This is a genomic window from Yersinia aleksiciae, from assembly GCF_001047675.1.
In the GTDB taxonomy this organism is placed as follows: domain Bacteria; phylum Pseudomonadota; class Gammaproteobacteria; order Enterobacterales; family Enterobacteriaceae; genus Yersinia; species Yersinia aleksiciae.
Map to the genome: position 1 here is coordinate 3,218,243 of NZ_CP011975.1, position 16,002 is coordinate 3,234,244.

Below are 16,002 nucleotides of genomic sequence, written 5' to 3' on the forward strand. Positions count from 1 at the left end.
TTATTACTGTTTATTAGTCACTAACGGCTTGAGTTGCTGCGCCATCCAATCAGCAATGAACGGCTGGGCCTCAGCGTTAGGGTGTAAACCATCATCCTGCATCCACTCGGGCTTTACGGCAACGTGTTCCATAAAGAAAGGAACCAGTGGAATGTCAAATTGCTGTGCCAGCTGTGGATACATCGCAGTGAAGGCATCAGTATAACGGCGGCCATAGTTAGGCGGAATGCGGATTTGCATCAATAAAGGTTGGGCGTTAACTTCTTTTACCAGATTGATAATTTGTGTCAGATCCCGTTGAATATCCTGTGTTGGAAAACCGCGCAGTCCATCATTCGCGCCCAGTTCAATCAGTACCCAGCGGGGCTGATGTTGTTTGAGCAGCGCTGGCAGGCGAGCTAAACCTTGGGCGGCAGTATCACCACTAATACTGGCGTTGACCACCTTCGGTAATGCGGGAGTGACCTGCCATGTTTTATCCAGCCGTGTAGGCCAGGCTTCGGCAATGGGCAAGCGGTAACCGGCGCTCAAACTGTCGCCGAGAATCAAAAGTGTATCGGTTGCGGCGGCACGCAAACTGAATAATCCCAACAGCAATAGGAAGGGAAGATGCCAGCGGAAAACGTTCTTGAAGTTCATCATCTTAATAAGCACGTCGGTCAGGGTGAGCAACAGCTCTCCATCCTTACCGGAGTTGAGCTCGTTGTCAAACCCGCTCAGACAATTGCGCTGATTGGGGAGTCAGGTTCAGGTAAATCCACTTTATTGGGAATTCTGGCAGGGCTAGATGACGGTAGCAGTGGTGAGGTGAGCCTACTGGGGCACTCTTTGACGGCGATGGATGAAGAGGGGCGCGCGCAACTGCGGGCAAAAAATGTCGGTTTTGTATTTCAATCATTTATGTTGGTGCCCACCCTCAACACATTAGAGAATGTCCAGCTCCCAGCCTTGCTACGGGGAGAGAGCGAGCGCGAAAGTAAAGCCCATGCGATTGAGCTGCTAAAGCTGGTGGGACTGGATAAGCGCCTTCACCATCTTCCGGCCCAGCTTTCTGGTGGTGAGCAGCAGCGGGTGGCACTGGCCCGCGCCTTCAGTGGGCGGCCCAAAGTATTATTTGCCGATGAGCCAACCGGTAACCTCGATCGCCATACCGGTGACCGCATCGCCGATTTGTTGTTTTCCCTTAATCGCGACTATGACACCACGCTGATTCTGGTCACCCATGATGTGCAACTGGCGGGTCGTTGCCAGCGTCGGCTGCGCTTGCAAGATGGTAAATTGTGGGAGGAAGCATGATTTGGCGCTGGTTTTGGCGTGAGTGGCGCTCACCCTCGCTATTAATTGTCTGGCTGGCATTAACGTTGGCGGTGGCCTGTGTGCTGGCGTTAGGCACCATCAGTGACCGCATGGAGAAGGGGCTGAGTCAGCAGAGCCGCGACTTTTTGGCGGGTGACCGGGTGCTGAGTGCTGCGCACCCTGTGCCTGAGAGCTGGTTATTGGAGGCGAAACAGCAGGGATTGACAGTCAGCCGTCAGCTCTCCTTTATGACCATGACTTTTGCCGGTGATCGTCCGCAGTTGGCGGATGTCAAAGCTACCGATTTGGCCTATCCGCTGTATGGCAAGCTAGAGACTCAACCCGCCGGAGCAGTGCTGGCGCCGGGTACGGTGCTGGTGGCACCAAGGCTGTTGTCGCTGCTGGGGGTGAAAGTCGGCGACATGCTCGAGGTGGGAGATACCTCGCTGAAAATTGTCGGTGAAGTGATTCAGGAGCCAGATTCTGGTTTTAATCCGTTCCAGACCTCGCCGCGTATTTTGATTAATCTGGCGGATGTGGAGAAAACAGGCGCGATACAGCCGGGTAGCCGCCTGACCTATCGTTACATGTTCGCGGGTTCACCGGAGGCGGTGGCGCAGTTCAGCAACTGGCTCACCCCACGATTGAAGCCGGAGCAGCGCTGGTATGGCCTGCAAGAGTCCGGTGGCGCATTAGGGAAATCCCTGCAACGGGCGCAGCAATTCTTGCTGTTATCGGCGCTGTTGACGCTATTACTTTCCATTGCCGCCGTCGCGGTGGCGATGGGGCACTATTGCCGCAGCCGCTATGATCTGGTCGCGGTGCTAAAAACCTTGGGGGCCGGACGCAGTGCGCTACGGCGGCTGATTATTGGCCAGTGGCTCTCGGTGCTGGTGCTGGCGGGTCTGTGTGGCAGCCTGATTGGCCTGCTGTTCGAGAAGATACTGGTGCGCTTATTGTCACCGGTGTTACCGGCTGCACTTCCCGCCGCGGGTTTATGGCCATGGGTATGGTCAATGGGATCGCTGATATTGATTTCGTTGCTGGTGGGGGTTCGCCCTTATCGGCAACTGCTGGCGACCCAGCCATTACGGGTCTTGCGCCGTGATGTATCCGCCAATGTCTGGCCGCTGCGCTACTTTATTCCCGCGATGGTGGTGATCGTGGTGGGGCTGTTGGCGCTACTGATGGGCGGCAACTCCCTGCTGTGGGCGATCCTCGGTGGCATGGTGGTGTTGGCGCTACTGCTGGGCGTGATTGGTTGGGGCGGTTTGTTGCTGTTGCGTCGCCTGACTGTCACCCGTTTGTCATTGCGGTTAGCCATCAACCGATTGCTTCGCCAGCCATGGATGACGCTGACGCAACTGGCGGCATTTTCGTTATCCTTCATGCTGTTGGCATTGCTCTTAGTGCTGCGCGGCGATCTGCTGGATCGCTGGCAACAGCAACTGCCACCGGATAGCCCGAACTACTTTTTGCTGAATATGACCCCGCAGCAGGTGCCGCAAGTGACTGAATTTCTTGCTCAGCATCAGATCACCCCTTCGACGTTCTATCCGATTGTTCGGGTGCGATTGAGCGAAATTAACCAGCAGCTGGCCACTGAGCGGGTGCATGAGGATGATCCCGGCGGTGAGGCGGTTAACCGTGAACTGAATCTGACCTGGCAGCAGGATTTGCCGGCACACAATATTTTGACCGCCGGTCAGTGGCCGCCGAAGCCAGATGAAGTGTCGATGGAGAAAGGAATCGCTGATCGACTGGGCATTAAAATCGGCGATAAGCTGACATTCAGTGGCGATACGCAATCATTTGAGGCCAGGGTGAGCAGTATTCGTCAGGTGGACTGGGAAAGTTTGCGGCCCAATTTCTACTTTATTTTCCCGCTGGGTGCGCTGGATAAGCAGCCACAAACCTGGCTGACCAGCTTCCGCTATCAGGGGGATGGCGAAGCACTGACGCAACTGAACCGCCAGTTCCCGACCCTGAGCTTGCTGGATATTGGCGCGATGCTGAAACAGGTCGGGCAGGTGCTACAGCAGGTCAGTCGCGCGCTGGAAGTGATGGTGGTGCTGGTGATGATTTGTGGCACCTTGCTACTGCTGGCACAGGTACAGGTCGGTATGCGCCAGCGCCGTCAGGAGTTGGTGGTCTATCGTACACTCGGCGCAAGTAAACGCTTACTACGAGGCACCCTGTGGTGGGAGTTTGCACTGTTAGGGTTGGTGGCGGGGTTGGCGGCAGCTATTGGTGCGGAAGCTGCGCTCTGGGCGCTACAGCGGTTAGTCTTTGACTTCCCGTGGCAGCCTAACTGGGTCATGTGGTGGTTATTGCCGCTGGCGGCGGCGCTGCTGCTGTCACTCTGTGGTGGCTGGCTCGGTGCGCGGTTGTTACAGGGTCGGGCATTATTCCGCAATTACGAGGGGTAGGTTTTATTCGCGGGCAGCATGAGTTGCCCGCGAATTATTCAGAGCTTCGCTTGCGCCCAACGTAGCGCGTTTTGGTACTCTGCGGGCAGCAAAGGGGCCAGCTCGGCCAGCGCGGTACTTAATGCTGCGCCATCGGGATCATTCAAATTCAAATGACCCACTTTGCGGCCTTCACGCACCTCTTTTTCGTACCAGTGCAGGTGCACTAATGGCAGTGACAGCCATTGGGTATTGACCGCAGTGCCAATCAGATTGACCATCGCAGACGGGGTATTCACCACCGGCTTAGGTAACGGCAAATCCAAAATGGCGCGCAGATGCAGTTCGAACTGGCTGATGGAGGCACCATTTTGGGTCCAGTGACCACTGTTATGCACTCGTGGTGCTAACTCATTGATCAGCAAACTGTCGCCGACGATAAAGCACTCCATCGCCATCACACCGACATAATTCAGCTCATCCATAATGGCCGAGAGCATTTTTTCCGCTTGTTGCTGTAAGCGACTATCCGGCTGAGGTAACGCTACACTCATGCGCAAAATGCCATCTTCATGCAAATTGTGGGTCAGCGGATAAAAAACCGATTGGCCTTGATGGCTGCGAGCACCCACCAGCGAAACTTCGCCAGAGAAATTAATGCCTTGCTCGACAATACATTCGCCGTAAGCATCTGCGGGTAAGGTATCTTGCTCACCCGTGCGCAAACGCCACTGACCACGGCCGTCATAACCGCCGACGCGGCGTTTCACGATGGCAAGTTCGCCCAGTGTGGCGAAAACCTGCGGCCACTCGCTGGCACTGGCCAATAACTGCCAAGGGGCAGTCGCCAGATTCAGACTATCGAGCAGTTGTTTTTGTGTCAGGCGGTCGGCTAGACGCGGGAAAATATCACGGTTAACAAATGCGGTATGTGTTGCCAGCTCGCGGGTTAAGGCGGTCTCCGGCCAGCGCTCAATCTCAGCGGTGATCACACTGTGCTGATAAGGCACCGCTTCTGGTTCGGCATCTAACCCCACCGGATAAACGGCAATGCCTAACGGCTCACCCGCTTGGCGCAACATACGCCCTAACTGACCATTCCCTAATACGCAAACTGGCTTCATGCTTCATCCCTCGGATCGGGATTTTCCAGCACTTCGTCCGTTTGGCTTTGACGCCAACTCGCTAGACGGCCAGCCAATTCAGTGTCATGCAGCGCCAATATTTGAGCTGCGAGCAATGCTGCATTTGCCGCACCCGCTTTACCGATTGCCAGCGTTCCCACCGGAATGCCGCGTGGCATCTGCACAATGGAATAGAGGCTATCGACGCCGCTTAACGCCGCGCTTTGCACCGGAACACCTAAAACCGGTACCAGCGTTTTCGCCGCGATCATCCCCGGCAGGTGAGCTGCACCGCCCGCGCCCGCAATAATGACATGCAAGCCATTGGCATCTGCTTGCTCGGCAAAACTGAACAGTTTATCGGGAGTTCTGTGTGCAGAGACCACTTCGACATGAAATGGAACATTGAGCGTGGTGAGCACGTCGGCGGCGAACTGCATGGTGGCCCAGTCACTTTTGGACCCCATTACGATAGCGATTTTAACCCCGGCTGCATAAGCCGAATCGAGGTTGGCTCCCATGAGGGTAAGGCTCCTGTGATTGCGCAAGCGTCGGCCAGAACGAATGTAGATATCGTGGCTGGCGATGAGGGCGTAGAGCATATCATGAGCCAAAGGCGAGGAAAACGGTTGCGTCGTGGCTTTTAGTCGGTTTTTACGGTTATTTGCCGTCAGGCGGTTAAAACGGGAATTTAATCAACTCAACACTTTCAGCCGTGACTTTGACCATCGAGCCTTCAACATGCCAGGCACCCAACACCACCCGATGTGCTGTTGCTGCTGTAGGCAGTTCTACATTATGGACCGCAGGGCGATGAGTGTGGCCATGAATCATCCAACTGACCTGATGACGCTGAAATGTATCGATAACAGCTTGTGGATTCACATCCATGATGAGCTGTGACTTACCACTATTGTTCTGTTGGCTTTGGTTACGCATATAAGCGGCAATACGTAAACGAAAGCGTAGCGGTAGCCATAGGAAGAGTTTTTGAATCAGGGGGTTGTGAACTCTACGGCGAAAATGCTGATAGTCGGCATCATCGGTACATAAAGTATCACCATGCAAAATCACTATCTTGCGGCCATACAGCTCAACAACTTTTTCTTCCGCAAGCAACGTCATGCCGCTTTCGGCTGCAAAGCGCTTACCAAGCAGAAAATCACGGTTGCCGTGGATAAAGTAGCAGGGCACGCCCTGTTGCTGGAGTGATTTCAATGCGGCGGCGACTTGCCGGTACAACGGCTCGGGATCATCATCGCCAATCCAAGACTCGAATAAATCGCCCAAGATATATAAAGCATCAGCATGAATAGCATCACGCTGTATAAAATGCAGGAAACCGGCAGTGATGGCCGGTTCCTGAACGCTAAGATGCAAATCTGCAATAAAAAGCGTGCTCATCAAGTCGCTATTACTCGCTTACAGTAACGCTTTTAATGATGACGTCTTCTTTTGGCACATCCTGATGCATACCGCTGCGGCCCGTTGCGACGTTTTTGATTTTCTCAACCACGTCCATCCCTTCGGTCACTTCAGCAAATACGCAGTAGCCCCAGCCATCTGGACGCTCTGAACGGAAGTTCAGGAAGTCGTTGTCTGCAACGTTAATAAAGAACTGAGCAGTGGCAGAGTGTGGATCGTTGGTACGCGCCATTGCCAGAGTGCCACGGGTGTTTTTCAGACCGTTATTGGCTTCGTTCTTGATAGGTGTATCAGTCTCCTTCTGGTTCATACCCGGCTCGAAACCACCGCCTTGGATCATGAAACCATCAATAACACGGTGGAAAATAGTGTTATCATAGAAACCTTTACGGCAGTAGTTCAGGAAGTTCTCAACGGTAACCGGCGCTTTATCCGCGAAGGTGTTGACGACGATATCGCCGTGATTAGTATGAAACGTGACCATAATAATATTCCTGCTAGTGTAATAAGTGTATTCACAAATGAGTCGTAACTCTTTAGACGGCTCTTATATCATATCTCTGAGATTGAGTCAGCACTCGCAACGCGGCCTATAGGGGCGAAAAAGTGCTGAATCACGGGCTGATTTACCGCATAATCTGATGATATCCTATATACCCTTCGTAATTGAAGCTGAAAGGGCGTTTGCTTGCTGCTTAGCTGCAACGTCAATTACTTTGAGTATGAACCCTGCATACCGCAAAAAACAAAACCACGGAATGTCCCGATGCTAAAGATTTTTAATACACTGAGTCGCCAAAAAGAGGAATTCAAGCCTATCCATGCCGGTAAAATAGGTATGTATGTATGCGGGATCACCATTTATGACCTGTGTCACATTGGGCATGGGCGTACTTTTGTCGCTTTCGACGTTGTTGCGCGCTATTTGCGTTATTTAGGTTACTCACTGACATATGTCCGCAACGTTACTGACGTTGACGATAAAATTATCAAACGTGCGATTGAAAACAATGAAACCTGCGAGCAACTGACCACGCGCATGCTGGCGGAAATGCATAAAGATTTTGATGCATTGAACCTTAAACGCCCTGATTTAGAGCCGCGCGCGACCCACCATATTCCAGAAATAATTGCGATGGTCGAGCGTCTAATCGCCCGTGAGCACGCCTACGTGGCGTCAAATGGTGATGTGATGTTCGCTGTGGACAGTGACCCAGATTACGGGCTGTTGTCTCGTCAAGATCTGGATCAGTTACAGGCCGGGGCGCGAGTTGAAGTCGCTGATGTTAAACGTAATCCGATGGATTTCGTGCTGTGGAAAATGTCTAAACCGGGTGAGCCAAGCTGGGAATCACCTTGGGGCGCGGGCCGCCCAGGCTGGCATATTGAGTGCTCAGCAATGAATAGCAAGCAGCTCGGCGCGCATTTCGATATCCACGGTGGCGGTTCGGATTTGATGTTCCCACACCATGAAAATGAGATTGCCCAATCTACCTGTGCCCATGATGGTCCCTATGTGAATTACTGGATGCACTCCGGTATGGTGATGATCGACAAAGAGAAAATGTCGAAATCGCTGAATAACTTCTTCACTATTCGCGACGTGCTGGCGTATTACGATGCTGAAACTGTGCGCTACTTCCTGATGTCCGGGCACTATCGCAGCCAACTTAACTACAGCGAAGAGAACCTCAAACAGGCGCGCGCTTCGCTGGAGCGCTTATATACCGCGCTACGCGGCACTGATGCGAAAGCAACCCCTGCTGGTGGTGCTGAGTTTGAAGCACGCTTTCGTGCAGCAATGGACGATGATTTCAATACACCAGAGGCCTACTCTGTGTTGTTTGATATCGCCCGTGAAGTGAATCGCTTAAAAACTGAAGATATCACTGCGGCAAATAGTTTAGCGGCAGAACTGCGGAAGCTGGCCCATGTGCTGGGCTTGCTGGAACAAGATCCTGAGCTGTTTTTGCAAAGTGGTGCGCAAACTGACGACGATGAAGTGGCGAAAATTGAAGCACTGATTAAGCAACGCAATGATGCCCGTAGCAGCAAAGATTGGGCGCTGGCTGATTCAGCCCGTGATCAATTAAATGAGCTGGGTATTGTGCTGGAAGATGGCCCACAAGGCACGACATGGCGTCGTAAATAAGACGGCGTTTGGGGGGGCTGGGAAGAGTTTTCTGGCTGACTTAATCTGAAAAGCATTGCGGTTCTGGCGCTGACCAGTAACCGCAATTTTTTTGCCTGGATCTTTGGCATCAGTAGGCTAAAGCCCACCATTGCCGAGGTTATTAGGCTTTAACCTGCACTTTCATGCCTTGAAACTCAACAATTTGGTCAGCAACGATTTTGCAGCGCTTACGCGTTTCTACATTTCCGTCGACTTTTACCTGACCATCGGCGATGGCGGCTTTTGCTGAGGCACCGCTATCGTTCCAGCCTTGCAACTTTAATAAGTCACACAGCTCAACATGCGGGTGTTTTTCCAAATGAAAAATGTCCATTACTGTCCTTTCAATCAATTTTCGTTGATGTCGTGATATTCCTCGCAGGCTTGCAAGGTATTTTGTATCAGTGTCGCAACGGTCATTGGCCCAACGCCACCGGGAACCGGTGTAATCCAACCCGCACGTTCAACGGCGACATCAAATTCTACATCGCCGACTACTTTACCACTTTCCAGGCGGTTGATGCCGACATCAATCACGATAGCGCCCGGTTTTATCCACTCACCGGGAATAAAACCAGGTTTACCCACGGCAACGACCAATAAGTCAGCATTTTCGATATGTTGGCGCAGATTCTTGGTGAAACGATGAGTTACGGTAGTGGTGCAACCCGCCAGCAGCAATTCTAGGCTCATCGGGCGACCAACAATATTGGATGCGCCGACCACAACTGCGTTCAGACCATAAGTGGGTATCTCATAGCGCTCGAGTAGTGTCACGATCCCCCGCGGGGTGCAAGGGCGTAGCTTCGGTGCTCGTTGGCACAGACGGCCAACGTTGTACGGATGAAAACCGTCAACGTCTTTATCAGGATGGATACGTTCCAGCACTTTGACATTATCAATACCGGCAGGTAGCGGCAGTTGCACCAGTATTCCATCGATCTCATTATCGTCATTCAATGAGTCAATCAATGCCAACAGTTCAGCTTCAGTGGTGGTCATCGGGAGGTCATAAGAACGAGAGATAAAACCGACTTCTTCGCATGCCTTACGTTTACTGGCGACGTAAATTTGTGACGCTGGATTCTCGCCGACCAATACAACGGCAAGACCGGGAGCGCGCTTACCCGCAGCCAGACGTTTCTGTACTAACGCAGCAACTTCGTTTCTTACCTGCTGCGCAATCGTTTTACCATCAATAATTTTCGCTGACATCAGTGGAGGGGTCCATCAATTAAAAAAGCGGGAATCTGTCTATTTTGTCAGAAGCGGGCCGCGCTGTCAGGCGTATAATAACGATTAATTAACGATTAAATAGCCAGTTGATAAACGGTAAGGTGAAAACCCATTGACTCGAAAGCGACTGCCCGTATAATCCAACCCGCAACTGACTACCCACAGCGTTCTATGCTGCGGTGAATATCAAATGCGCCCTTAGCTCAGTTGGATAGAGCAACGGCCTTCTAAGCCGTAGGTCACAGGTTCGAGCCCTGTAGGGCGTACCATTAAAATCAATGAGTTACCCTCTATTTACCCCCTAATTATCAGCAACCTTTTTTAAAAGTGCCAGATTAGTGACATTAATCCCCATTACCTCATCAATTTTACGCGCATGCTCAGTTAAATGGTTTGGCGACAAGTGGGCATATCGACGCACCATTTCAATGCTTTCCCACCCACCCATTTCCTGAAGTGCTGATAGTGGTACCCCGGATTGAACTAACCAGCTCGCCCAAGTGTGCCGCAAATCGTGAAAACGGAAATCAGTGATTCCTGAGCGCTTTAATCCAGTTCTCCATGCTGTATTATCATCAACGCGCATTTTCCTAACCTCATCGGTTTTTGTTCCATCTGCCCGGTGCCATGCTGAGGTGTGGACAAACACATATCTTGAGTGTCGACCTATCTGTTCACGTAATACCTTGCATGACATATCGTTCAGAGCTACGCCAATAGCCTTGCCCGCCTTGGCGTTCTCTGGGTGAATCCATGCAACCTTTCTTTGCATATCTATTTGTGACCATTCAAGATCCAGAATGTTCGACCTTCGAAGTCCAGTAGCCAGAGCAAAGACCACTACAGGGCGGAAGCTATCAGGCATGCAATTGATTAAGGTTACAGCCTCATCTTTTGTCAGCCAGCGTATCCGCTTACTCTGTGGTTTTCTGGTCTTGATCACTGGCGCTTTGGCTACCTGTGCCACGACTGCACCCAGTACCGCATGGGCCATTAGGTTGGCTGCCTGATTATCGCCGGTACTTTTCTTAATTACTTCAGCCAGATACGGGGCTGAGGCACCTGCCAGCGCTTGCGCCATATTACCGCCCGCCAGCCCCTGTATGGCCGCCGTTGCCGCCTGAAGACCTTGTTGCAGTGCGCTGCCGGTGCCGTATTTCTGCATTTCGGCTTTGTATTCTTTGGTCTCACGCAGGGCTTTTGCATCGCCTTTCAACGCCGGATTGGCCTTCAGCGCCTCTTCCAGACCAATAATATCCCCTTGCGTGCGCGCAATATCCATTGCCTGACCGCCAATCTCGCCAATTAGCTGCGCTTCTTTCAGGCGGTTTTGCTCCTTCTCTTTATCGAAAATAGGGGAGAGGGCGTTATTAGCGTGTTCGACGTCGCGGCTCAGGTCATCGACATTCTGCTGTTGTTTACTGGTGTCACGAATAGTGATGCTGCCATCACTGACCGCTGCCTGCGTGGTGCCTTCGGCATGGCCGTCATTGCCCAGACCTGACAGCACCACGCCACCCAGATTGCTCAGCAGGTCAGACCCTACCGGACCACCGCTGCTCAGGCTGCCGCCCTGATGTTCAGCCTTGAAATCGGCTTTATTTTCAATGTCACTGAAGCCCAGTGTGCCGGTATCCAGCTTGTTTTTATCGGCGGTAGCGGTAGAGCCAATCACTGCGCCATCAAGCTGAGTATGCTCGCCGACGGTGATATCAAAGCCGCCAGAGCCTGCAAAGATACCGGTCTGCTCCTGCACGCTGTCATAATTGCTGTGCAGCTTATCGCGACTCATACTCAGGTTGGCAGAGCCACCGCCGCCGACCACCGCCATGCTGACACCGCCGCTGGTGCTGGTCTGCTTCGCATCATAGTTATCGCTGTCTTGTTGGCTTTGCAGCAGCAAGTCGCGGCCGACATCGACCTTGACGGTTTCACCGCTGGCTTGCGCGCCTATCAGCGAAGTGTCACGCCCGCTGCTGAGCGACAGTGTGCCGCCACTGTCAATCTGAGTTTCAGTCCAGAAGGTGCCGTCGCCGTGCTCATTGCCCTGACCCTTGTTGGCGTTGGCATCCAACGGTGCAGCGTGGAGTGGTCAACGATAATACCGCGTTCTGCCATCATCTCTTTGAGATTGCGTAGGCTCAGGGCATAAGCGAGATACCAGCGAACGCACTGAGTGATAACATCAGTGGGGTAATGCAGGCGACGGAAGGCTTTTCGGATTAGAGACATGGTCAGGCAACATCGTAAAAAACAGCATGTTACCTGACCACGCCTTAATGCGACAGAACCAACGTAGGTCACTATACCCAGCCTATTTCATCAAAATAACTGGTGTAGCAATCCCAGTTTTGCCATTAATGGTATAATTTCCTCCATCCCATCTATACGCAATTATGCCACCATCATCACATAATGTCAGACTTGTGAAAGGATTACCCTCGCAATCAAAATCACTACTCACTTGCCAAATAGTCGCTCCATACATATCTAATAAATAAATATTTCGCGCACATTCAACTTTTCCGTATAGGTTTTCCATTCCTAGCCTATCAAGGAGAATTATTTTATTCCCATCAGAAAAATAGTACTCATTTAGCACATTATTAGTCATGATTTCTCTCTTACTTTAAGGATTTCGGTATCCCAAAACTGCTAGTTGGAATCTGTTGTAAAAGTTGATACTGAACCCCACCCGCATTAAGTGCGTCGAACTGAGGTTGAGCTGCAACTTTGCCAACTTGCATTTTCGTTCCTGCTGGTACAAGAACATCTGCTATTTGTGTCGGAATTTTAGGTAAGGCTAAATATTTTTGGATCTGGATTGGAGTCATACCTGCAATTTCATCTGCACGGACTAAGAAACCACCTACGGGGTTATCAACCGTTGAAACACGCACAAAAGTAAGATCTGATGCCGTAGTAAATGTTCGTACTTGGGTTGCCGAATCATAAGGAGCTCCCCAACCTTTTGCTACAAACGGAGCATTGGCCTCAGTTGCACTTATAGATTTCACATCAGCTATTGAGCCAGTTGGAATCACACCTTTTGTCACAGGAACTTCTGTCTTCATCCCATACACTGCACCACCAATAGCCGCAGTGGTATGCGTTATTGCCATTCCTGTATACAGTGCGGAGGCTGTCTCGATACTGACACCCCAGTTACTGGCTATGGTCTGGATATCTTTAGCTTTCTGGGCCTGGACATCAGCTGTCGCATACTGCCACATCAGGCCATCAACTTTATCTGCGCCTTCTTTGTAAACACTGGCCATCGTGCCGATGTACAGACCATCCATCTGTTCATCGTAACTTTTGCCCATCGCGGCCAATTCCTGGCGCATACCTTGGCAAGCGGCTGAAGACAATCCCTTACAAGCTGAGTCCAATGCCGCATCGAATGCTTTATCTTTCGTATCTAGATCAGCAATCAGTTTTTCAGCCTGCTGTTTCTTCTCACCTTCCAGATACGGCAATGACCACTTCGCATCCTGCCGCTGTTTCTCATCTTTCGCACTCAGCGCATTATTCTCCACCGCATTCTTCCCAGCCTGCGCTCCGGCAACGGCGTCAGCGGTGCTGTCACCTACCACGCCCCCGGCTAATCCTGCCGCCAGTGTACCCAGTGCGCTGATGGTTTGTCGTTGCTCTTCGGTCAGGTCTTCACGGTTGATACCAGGATACATCTGCTGGGCGATATACTCACCCATCGCTGCACCCGAAGCGCCCGCCAGTGCACGGTTGCCGTTTACCTGTGCCACGACTGCACCCAGTACCGCATGGGCCATTAGGTTGGCTGCCTGATTATCGCCGGTACTTTTCTTAATTACTTCAGCCAGATACGGGGCTGAGGCACCTGCCAGCGCTTGCGCCATATTACCGCCCGCCAGCCCCTGTATGGCCGCTGTTGCCGCCTGAAGACCTTGTTGCAGTGCGCTGCCAGTGCCGTATTTCTGCATTTCGGCTTTGTATTCTTTGGTCTCACGCAGGGCTTTTGCATCGCCTTTCAACGCCGGATTGGCCTTCAGCGCCTCTTCCAGACCAATAATATCCCCTTGCGTCCTCGCAATATCCATTGCCTGACCGCCAATCTCGCCAATTAGCTGCGCTTCCTTGAGGCGGTTTTGCTCCTTCTCTTTATCGAAAATAGGGGAGAGGGCGTTATTAGCGTGTTCGACGTCGCGACTCAGGTCATCAACATTCTGCTGCTGTTTATCGGTGTCACGAATAGTGATGCTGCCATCACTCACTGCCGCATGAGTAGTGCCTTCGGCATGGCCGTCATTGCCCAGACCTGACAGCACCACGCCACCCAGATTGCTCAGCAGGTCAGACCCTACCGGGCCACCGCTGCTGATGTTCAGCCTTGAAGTCCATCTTGTTCTCGATGTCGCTGTCGCACAAGGGATCATCATTATCCGGCGACGGAGCGAAGGGATTTTAAAAGCGTAGGAGTAACAAGCCCGGCGCTATTGGCCGGGCTTGTCGTTTTAGTCTTCGTAGCGGAACTCGATACCTAACTTCATCCGTTCCACATCGAGCGTGACCTCACAACCGCGCCACGCCGGGCGGCCATTGGTCAGGTTGTTTTCGACGTAGTAAGTACGGAGTTCAACTATCAACTTAGTAAGATCTCTCATAGCTCTTCCATCAGGGTCGAACCAGTCTAGGTTCCCAGCGGCATCGACATAATCAAATTCATATTTGCAACCATCACCCTCGAGGAAAGGCTCAGCCCTGAGGATGATTTTCTTTGCCTTATCTGGGCCGGCATTAATTAAAATCTGAGCGATTTTTTGATAGATATCTTGTTCGTTACTCATAACCCACCTTTTGGCGCATTTTCAAAATCAATACTTGTTGGCCTACCACCATCTATCGAGTAGCGAACCTTAAAGCTTTCTGGCCGCACACTATCACCACTGTAAACAGGCTCTATTTTAACATTAACCTGCTTGCCATCCTTCAACGCATTTGCCCAGGTATTCTCCATTTGTTTCCAGGCACCCTTATTCAGGTTGCCGTCCATTGGCACCAGATTCAGCTTCTCGCCCGGACCATCGAAGATGCTCGCTATCAGGTGGCCGCCTTCATCACCATCAAGTCCACACTTACCGGCTTTACACTGCTGATAGGTATTACGATCTTTGACTGCGGATAACAGGTCGGCTTCCACGGCGTTCACACGGCCAAGATCATCGGTCTGATAGGTCTTGTTGCCATCCACTTTGTACAGTGTATTAGGCTCCGGTTTGTTCAGATCTTTGCTCCAGTTACCCTTGTTACCGGAGTTCAGCTCTATCACTTTAAGATCAGAGCCTGAAGAACCGGCGGGTTTAACCAGATGTTCCACGACGTCCGCACTGACTTTCTTGCCGGTTTGTTTCTCTACCGCTATCAATGCCTTCAGCTCTGACAGCTCACCGACGGACAACTTACTCACCGTTGCCACCGTCAGACCAGCAGGAAGGGCATCACCGGCAGCCATTTCTGCCGCCCAGATACTCACCTCATTAGCACACAGCACAGGGGAAGCCGCACAAGCACCAGCCTGCGCCGCTGCGATAATTTCAGGGGTTATCGCAATAACTGCACCGCCCACCGCACCGGCACCGAGTGCCAGCGCAACGGCATTTTGCACTGCTTTACCACGCTGGCAGGACTCTGAACCCGGATTATCCGCACAGGATAAAATATCTTTACCCTGCTGCTGTACAAACTCACTTTGGCCCCATTCGGTGCCGCCAATCAGATTGTTATCAACCGCGTTTTTCCCGGCCTGACCACCGGTTATCGCATCCGCGCTGCTGTCGCCCGAAAGCCCTCCGGCCAGTCCTGCCGCCAGTGTACCCAACGCACTGAGCGTTTGTTTCTGCTCTTCGGTCAGGTCTTCTGGCCGCACACCGGGATACATTTCCTGCGCGATAAGCCTGGCCGCTAACTCACCGCTAGCCGCACCCGCTGCACCGGCTAACGCACCGTTACCCTGTAATTGTGCAACTACAGCCCCCACGACCGCGTGCGCCATCGCATTGGCCGCAACGTTGACGCTGCCGTCAGCATTGGTGGTCATGTTCTTCACCACTTCTGCCAGATACGGCGCGGCACCTCCGGCAAGAGCTGCCTTCATATCACCACCGGCTAAGCCCTGTATGGCCGCCGTTGCTGCCTGTATTCCCTGTTGCAACGCGCTGCCTGTGCCGTCCCAACCGGGGCAGACCCAACCCGCTACCGCAACTTACCCTTAAGGGCCGTTGGGCTTTATTACCGGCCAGCGGCTCGAGGTGATCACCCAACCGGGACAGCTGATCATTCGGCTGACGGCTGAGGAGTAATT

The 16,002-nt window shown here is 52.2% G+C and carries 13 protein-coding genes, 1 tRNA gene and 5 pseudogenes; 5 read left to right on the top strand and 14 right to left on the bottom strand.

All coding sequences use genetic code 11. The annotated features are described in order from the left end of the window. Positions 1-3 precede the first annotated feature (3 nt). Positions 4-639, bottom strand: coding sequence for a multifunctional acyl-CoA thioesterase I/protease I/lysophospholipase L1 (gene tesA, locus ACZ76_RS14365; RefSeq protein WP_048619534.1), 636 nt, complete (start codon positions 637-639; stop codon positions 4-6). Here tesA and ybbA point away from each other — a divergent pair. Then, positions 610-1,296: a putative ABC transporter ATP-binding protein YbbA gene (ybbA, locus tag ACZ76_RS14370; protein WP_048619536.1), complete on the top strand. Its 687-nt coding sequence runs from the start codon at positions 610-612 to the stop codon at positions 1,294-1,296. The two genes, tesA and ybbA, sit on opposite strands and share 30 nt — an antisense overlap. After that, entirely contained in the window at positions 1,293-3,725 is a 2,433-nt protein-coding gene (ybbP, locus tag ACZ76_RS14375) for a putative ABC transporter permease subunit YbbP (RefSeq protein WP_048619538.1), read from the top strand. Before ybbA ends, ybbP begins: the two co-directional genes overlap by 4 nt. Positions 3,726-3,763: 38 nt before the next feature. Here ybbP and purK read toward each other — a convergent pair whose 3' ends face one another. The 4 genes from purK to ppiB form a co-directional block, all read right to left on the bottom strand. Beyond that, the gene (gene purK, locus ACZ76_RS14380; protein WP_048619539.1) at positions 3,764-4,828 is read right to left on the bottom strand and encodes a 5-(carboxyamino)imidazole ribonucleotide synthase; all 1,065 of its coding nucleotides are present in this window, start codon (positions 4,826-4,828) and stop codon (positions 3,764-3,766) included. Further along, positions 4,825-5,349, bottom strand: a complete 525-nt coding sequence (purE, locus tag ACZ76_RS14385) for a 5-(carboxyamino)imidazole ribonucleotide mutase (protein WP_048619540.1) — start codon at positions 5,347-5,349, stop codon at positions 4,825-4,827. Before purE ends, purK begins: the two co-directional genes overlap by 4 nt. Positions 5,350-5,506: 157 nt before the next feature. Further along, the gene (locus tag ACZ76_RS14390) at positions 5,507-6,232 is read right to left on the bottom strand and encodes a UDP-2,3-diacylglucosamine diphosphatase (protein ID WP_048619541.1); all 726 of its coding nucleotides are present in this window, start codon (positions 6,230-6,232) and stop codon (positions 5,507-5,509) included. 10 nt (positions 6,233-6,242) lie between these two features. Beyond that, the gene (gene ppiB, locus ACZ76_RS14395; RefSeq protein ID WP_048619542.1) at positions 6,243-6,737 is read right to left on the bottom strand and encodes a peptidylprolyl isomerase B; all 495 of its coding nucleotides are present in this window, start codon (positions 6,735-6,737) and stop codon (positions 6,243-6,245) included. Positions 6,738-7,019: 282 nt separating this feature from the next. Between ppiB and cysS the strand changes: the two genes are divergently transcribed. Then, a complete protein-coding gene (cysS, locus tag ACZ76_RS14400; RefSeq protein WP_048619543.1) occupies positions 7,020-8,405 on the top strand; it encodes a cysteine--tRNA ligase in 1,386 nt (461 codons plus the stop codon). Between the two features lie 142 nt (positions 8,406-8,547). Here cysS and ybcJ read toward each other — a convergent pair whose 3' ends face one another. Both ybcJ and folD read right to left on the bottom strand, forming a co-directional pair. Then, the gene (ybcJ, locus tag ACZ76_RS14405; protein WP_004712715.1) at positions 8,548-8,760 is read right to left on the bottom strand and encodes a ribosome-associated protein YbcJ; all 213 of its coding nucleotides are present in this window, start codon (positions 8,758-8,760) and stop codon (positions 8,548-8,550) included. Positions 8,761-8,774: 14 nt separating this feature from the next. Continuing rightward, positions 8,775-9,641, bottom strand: coding sequence for a bifunctional methylenetetrahydrofolate dehydrogenase/methenyltetrahydrofolate cyclohydrolase FolD (gene folD, locus ACZ76_RS14410; protein WP_048619544.1), 867 nt, complete (start codon positions 9,639-9,641; stop codon positions 8,775-8,777). A gap of 213 nt (positions 9,642-9,854) precedes the next feature. Here folD and ACZ76_RS14415 point away from each other — a divergent pair. After that, positions 9,855-9,931 (top strand) — tRNA-Arg (locus ACZ76_RS14415). A gap of 32 nt (positions 9,932-9,963) precedes the next feature. On the opposite strand, the gene ACZ76_RS19225 is transcribed toward ACZ76_RS14415, so the two are convergent. The 7 genes and pseudogenes from ACZ76_RS19225 to ACZ76_RS18560 all read right to left on the bottom strand — a co-directional run. Beyond that, positions 9,964-10,527, bottom strand: a complete 564-nt coding sequence (locus ACZ76_RS19225) for a site-specific integrase (RefSeq protein WP_235428228.1) — start codon at positions 10,525-10,527, stop codon at positions 9,964-9,966. Between the two features lie 96 nt (positions 10,528-10,623). Continuing rightward, positions 10,624-11,730, bottom strand: a pseudogene (locus tag ACZ76_RS14420) (hemagglutinin repeat-containing protein); the annotation flags it as partial. Next, positions 11,730-11,894: pseudogene (locus ACZ76_RS18555) on the bottom strand (IS6 family transposase); the annotation flags it as partial. The pseudogenes ACZ76_RS18555 and ACZ76_RS14420, both read right to left, overlap by 1 nt. Before the next feature lie 82 nt (positions 11,895-11,976). Further along, positions 11,977-12,276, bottom strand: coding sequence for a hypothetical protein (locus tag ACZ76_RS14425; protein WP_048619545.1), 300 nt, complete (start codon positions 12,274-12,276; stop codon positions 11,977-11,979). A 10-nt stretch (positions 12,277-12,286) separates the two neighbouring features. Further along, positions 12,287-14,029 (bottom strand): annotated as a pseudogene (locus tag ACZ76_RS19775) (VENN motif pre-toxin domain-containing protein); the annotation flags it as partial. A 126-nt stretch (positions 14,030-14,155) separates the two neighbouring features. Next, on the bottom strand, positions 14,156-14,488 hold the full coding sequence (locus tag ACZ76_RS14435) for a hypothetical protein (RefSeq protein ID WP_048619546.1): 333 nt from the start codon (positions 14,486-14,488) through the stop codon (positions 14,156-14,158). Further along, positions 14,485-15,867 (bottom strand): annotated as a pseudogene (locus ACZ76_RS18560) (DNA/RNA non-specific endonuclease); the annotation flags it as partial. The gene ACZ76_RS14435 and the pseudogene ACZ76_RS18560, both read right to left, overlap by 4 nt. Between ACZ76_RS18560 and ACZ76_RS19800 the strand changes: the two are divergent. After that, positions 15,828-16,000, top strand: a pseudogene (locus ACZ76_RS19800) (SymE family type I addiction module toxin). The pseudogenes ACZ76_RS18560 and ACZ76_RS19800 sit on opposite strands and share 40 nt — an antisense overlap. Positions 16,001-16,002: the final 2 nt, after the last annotated feature.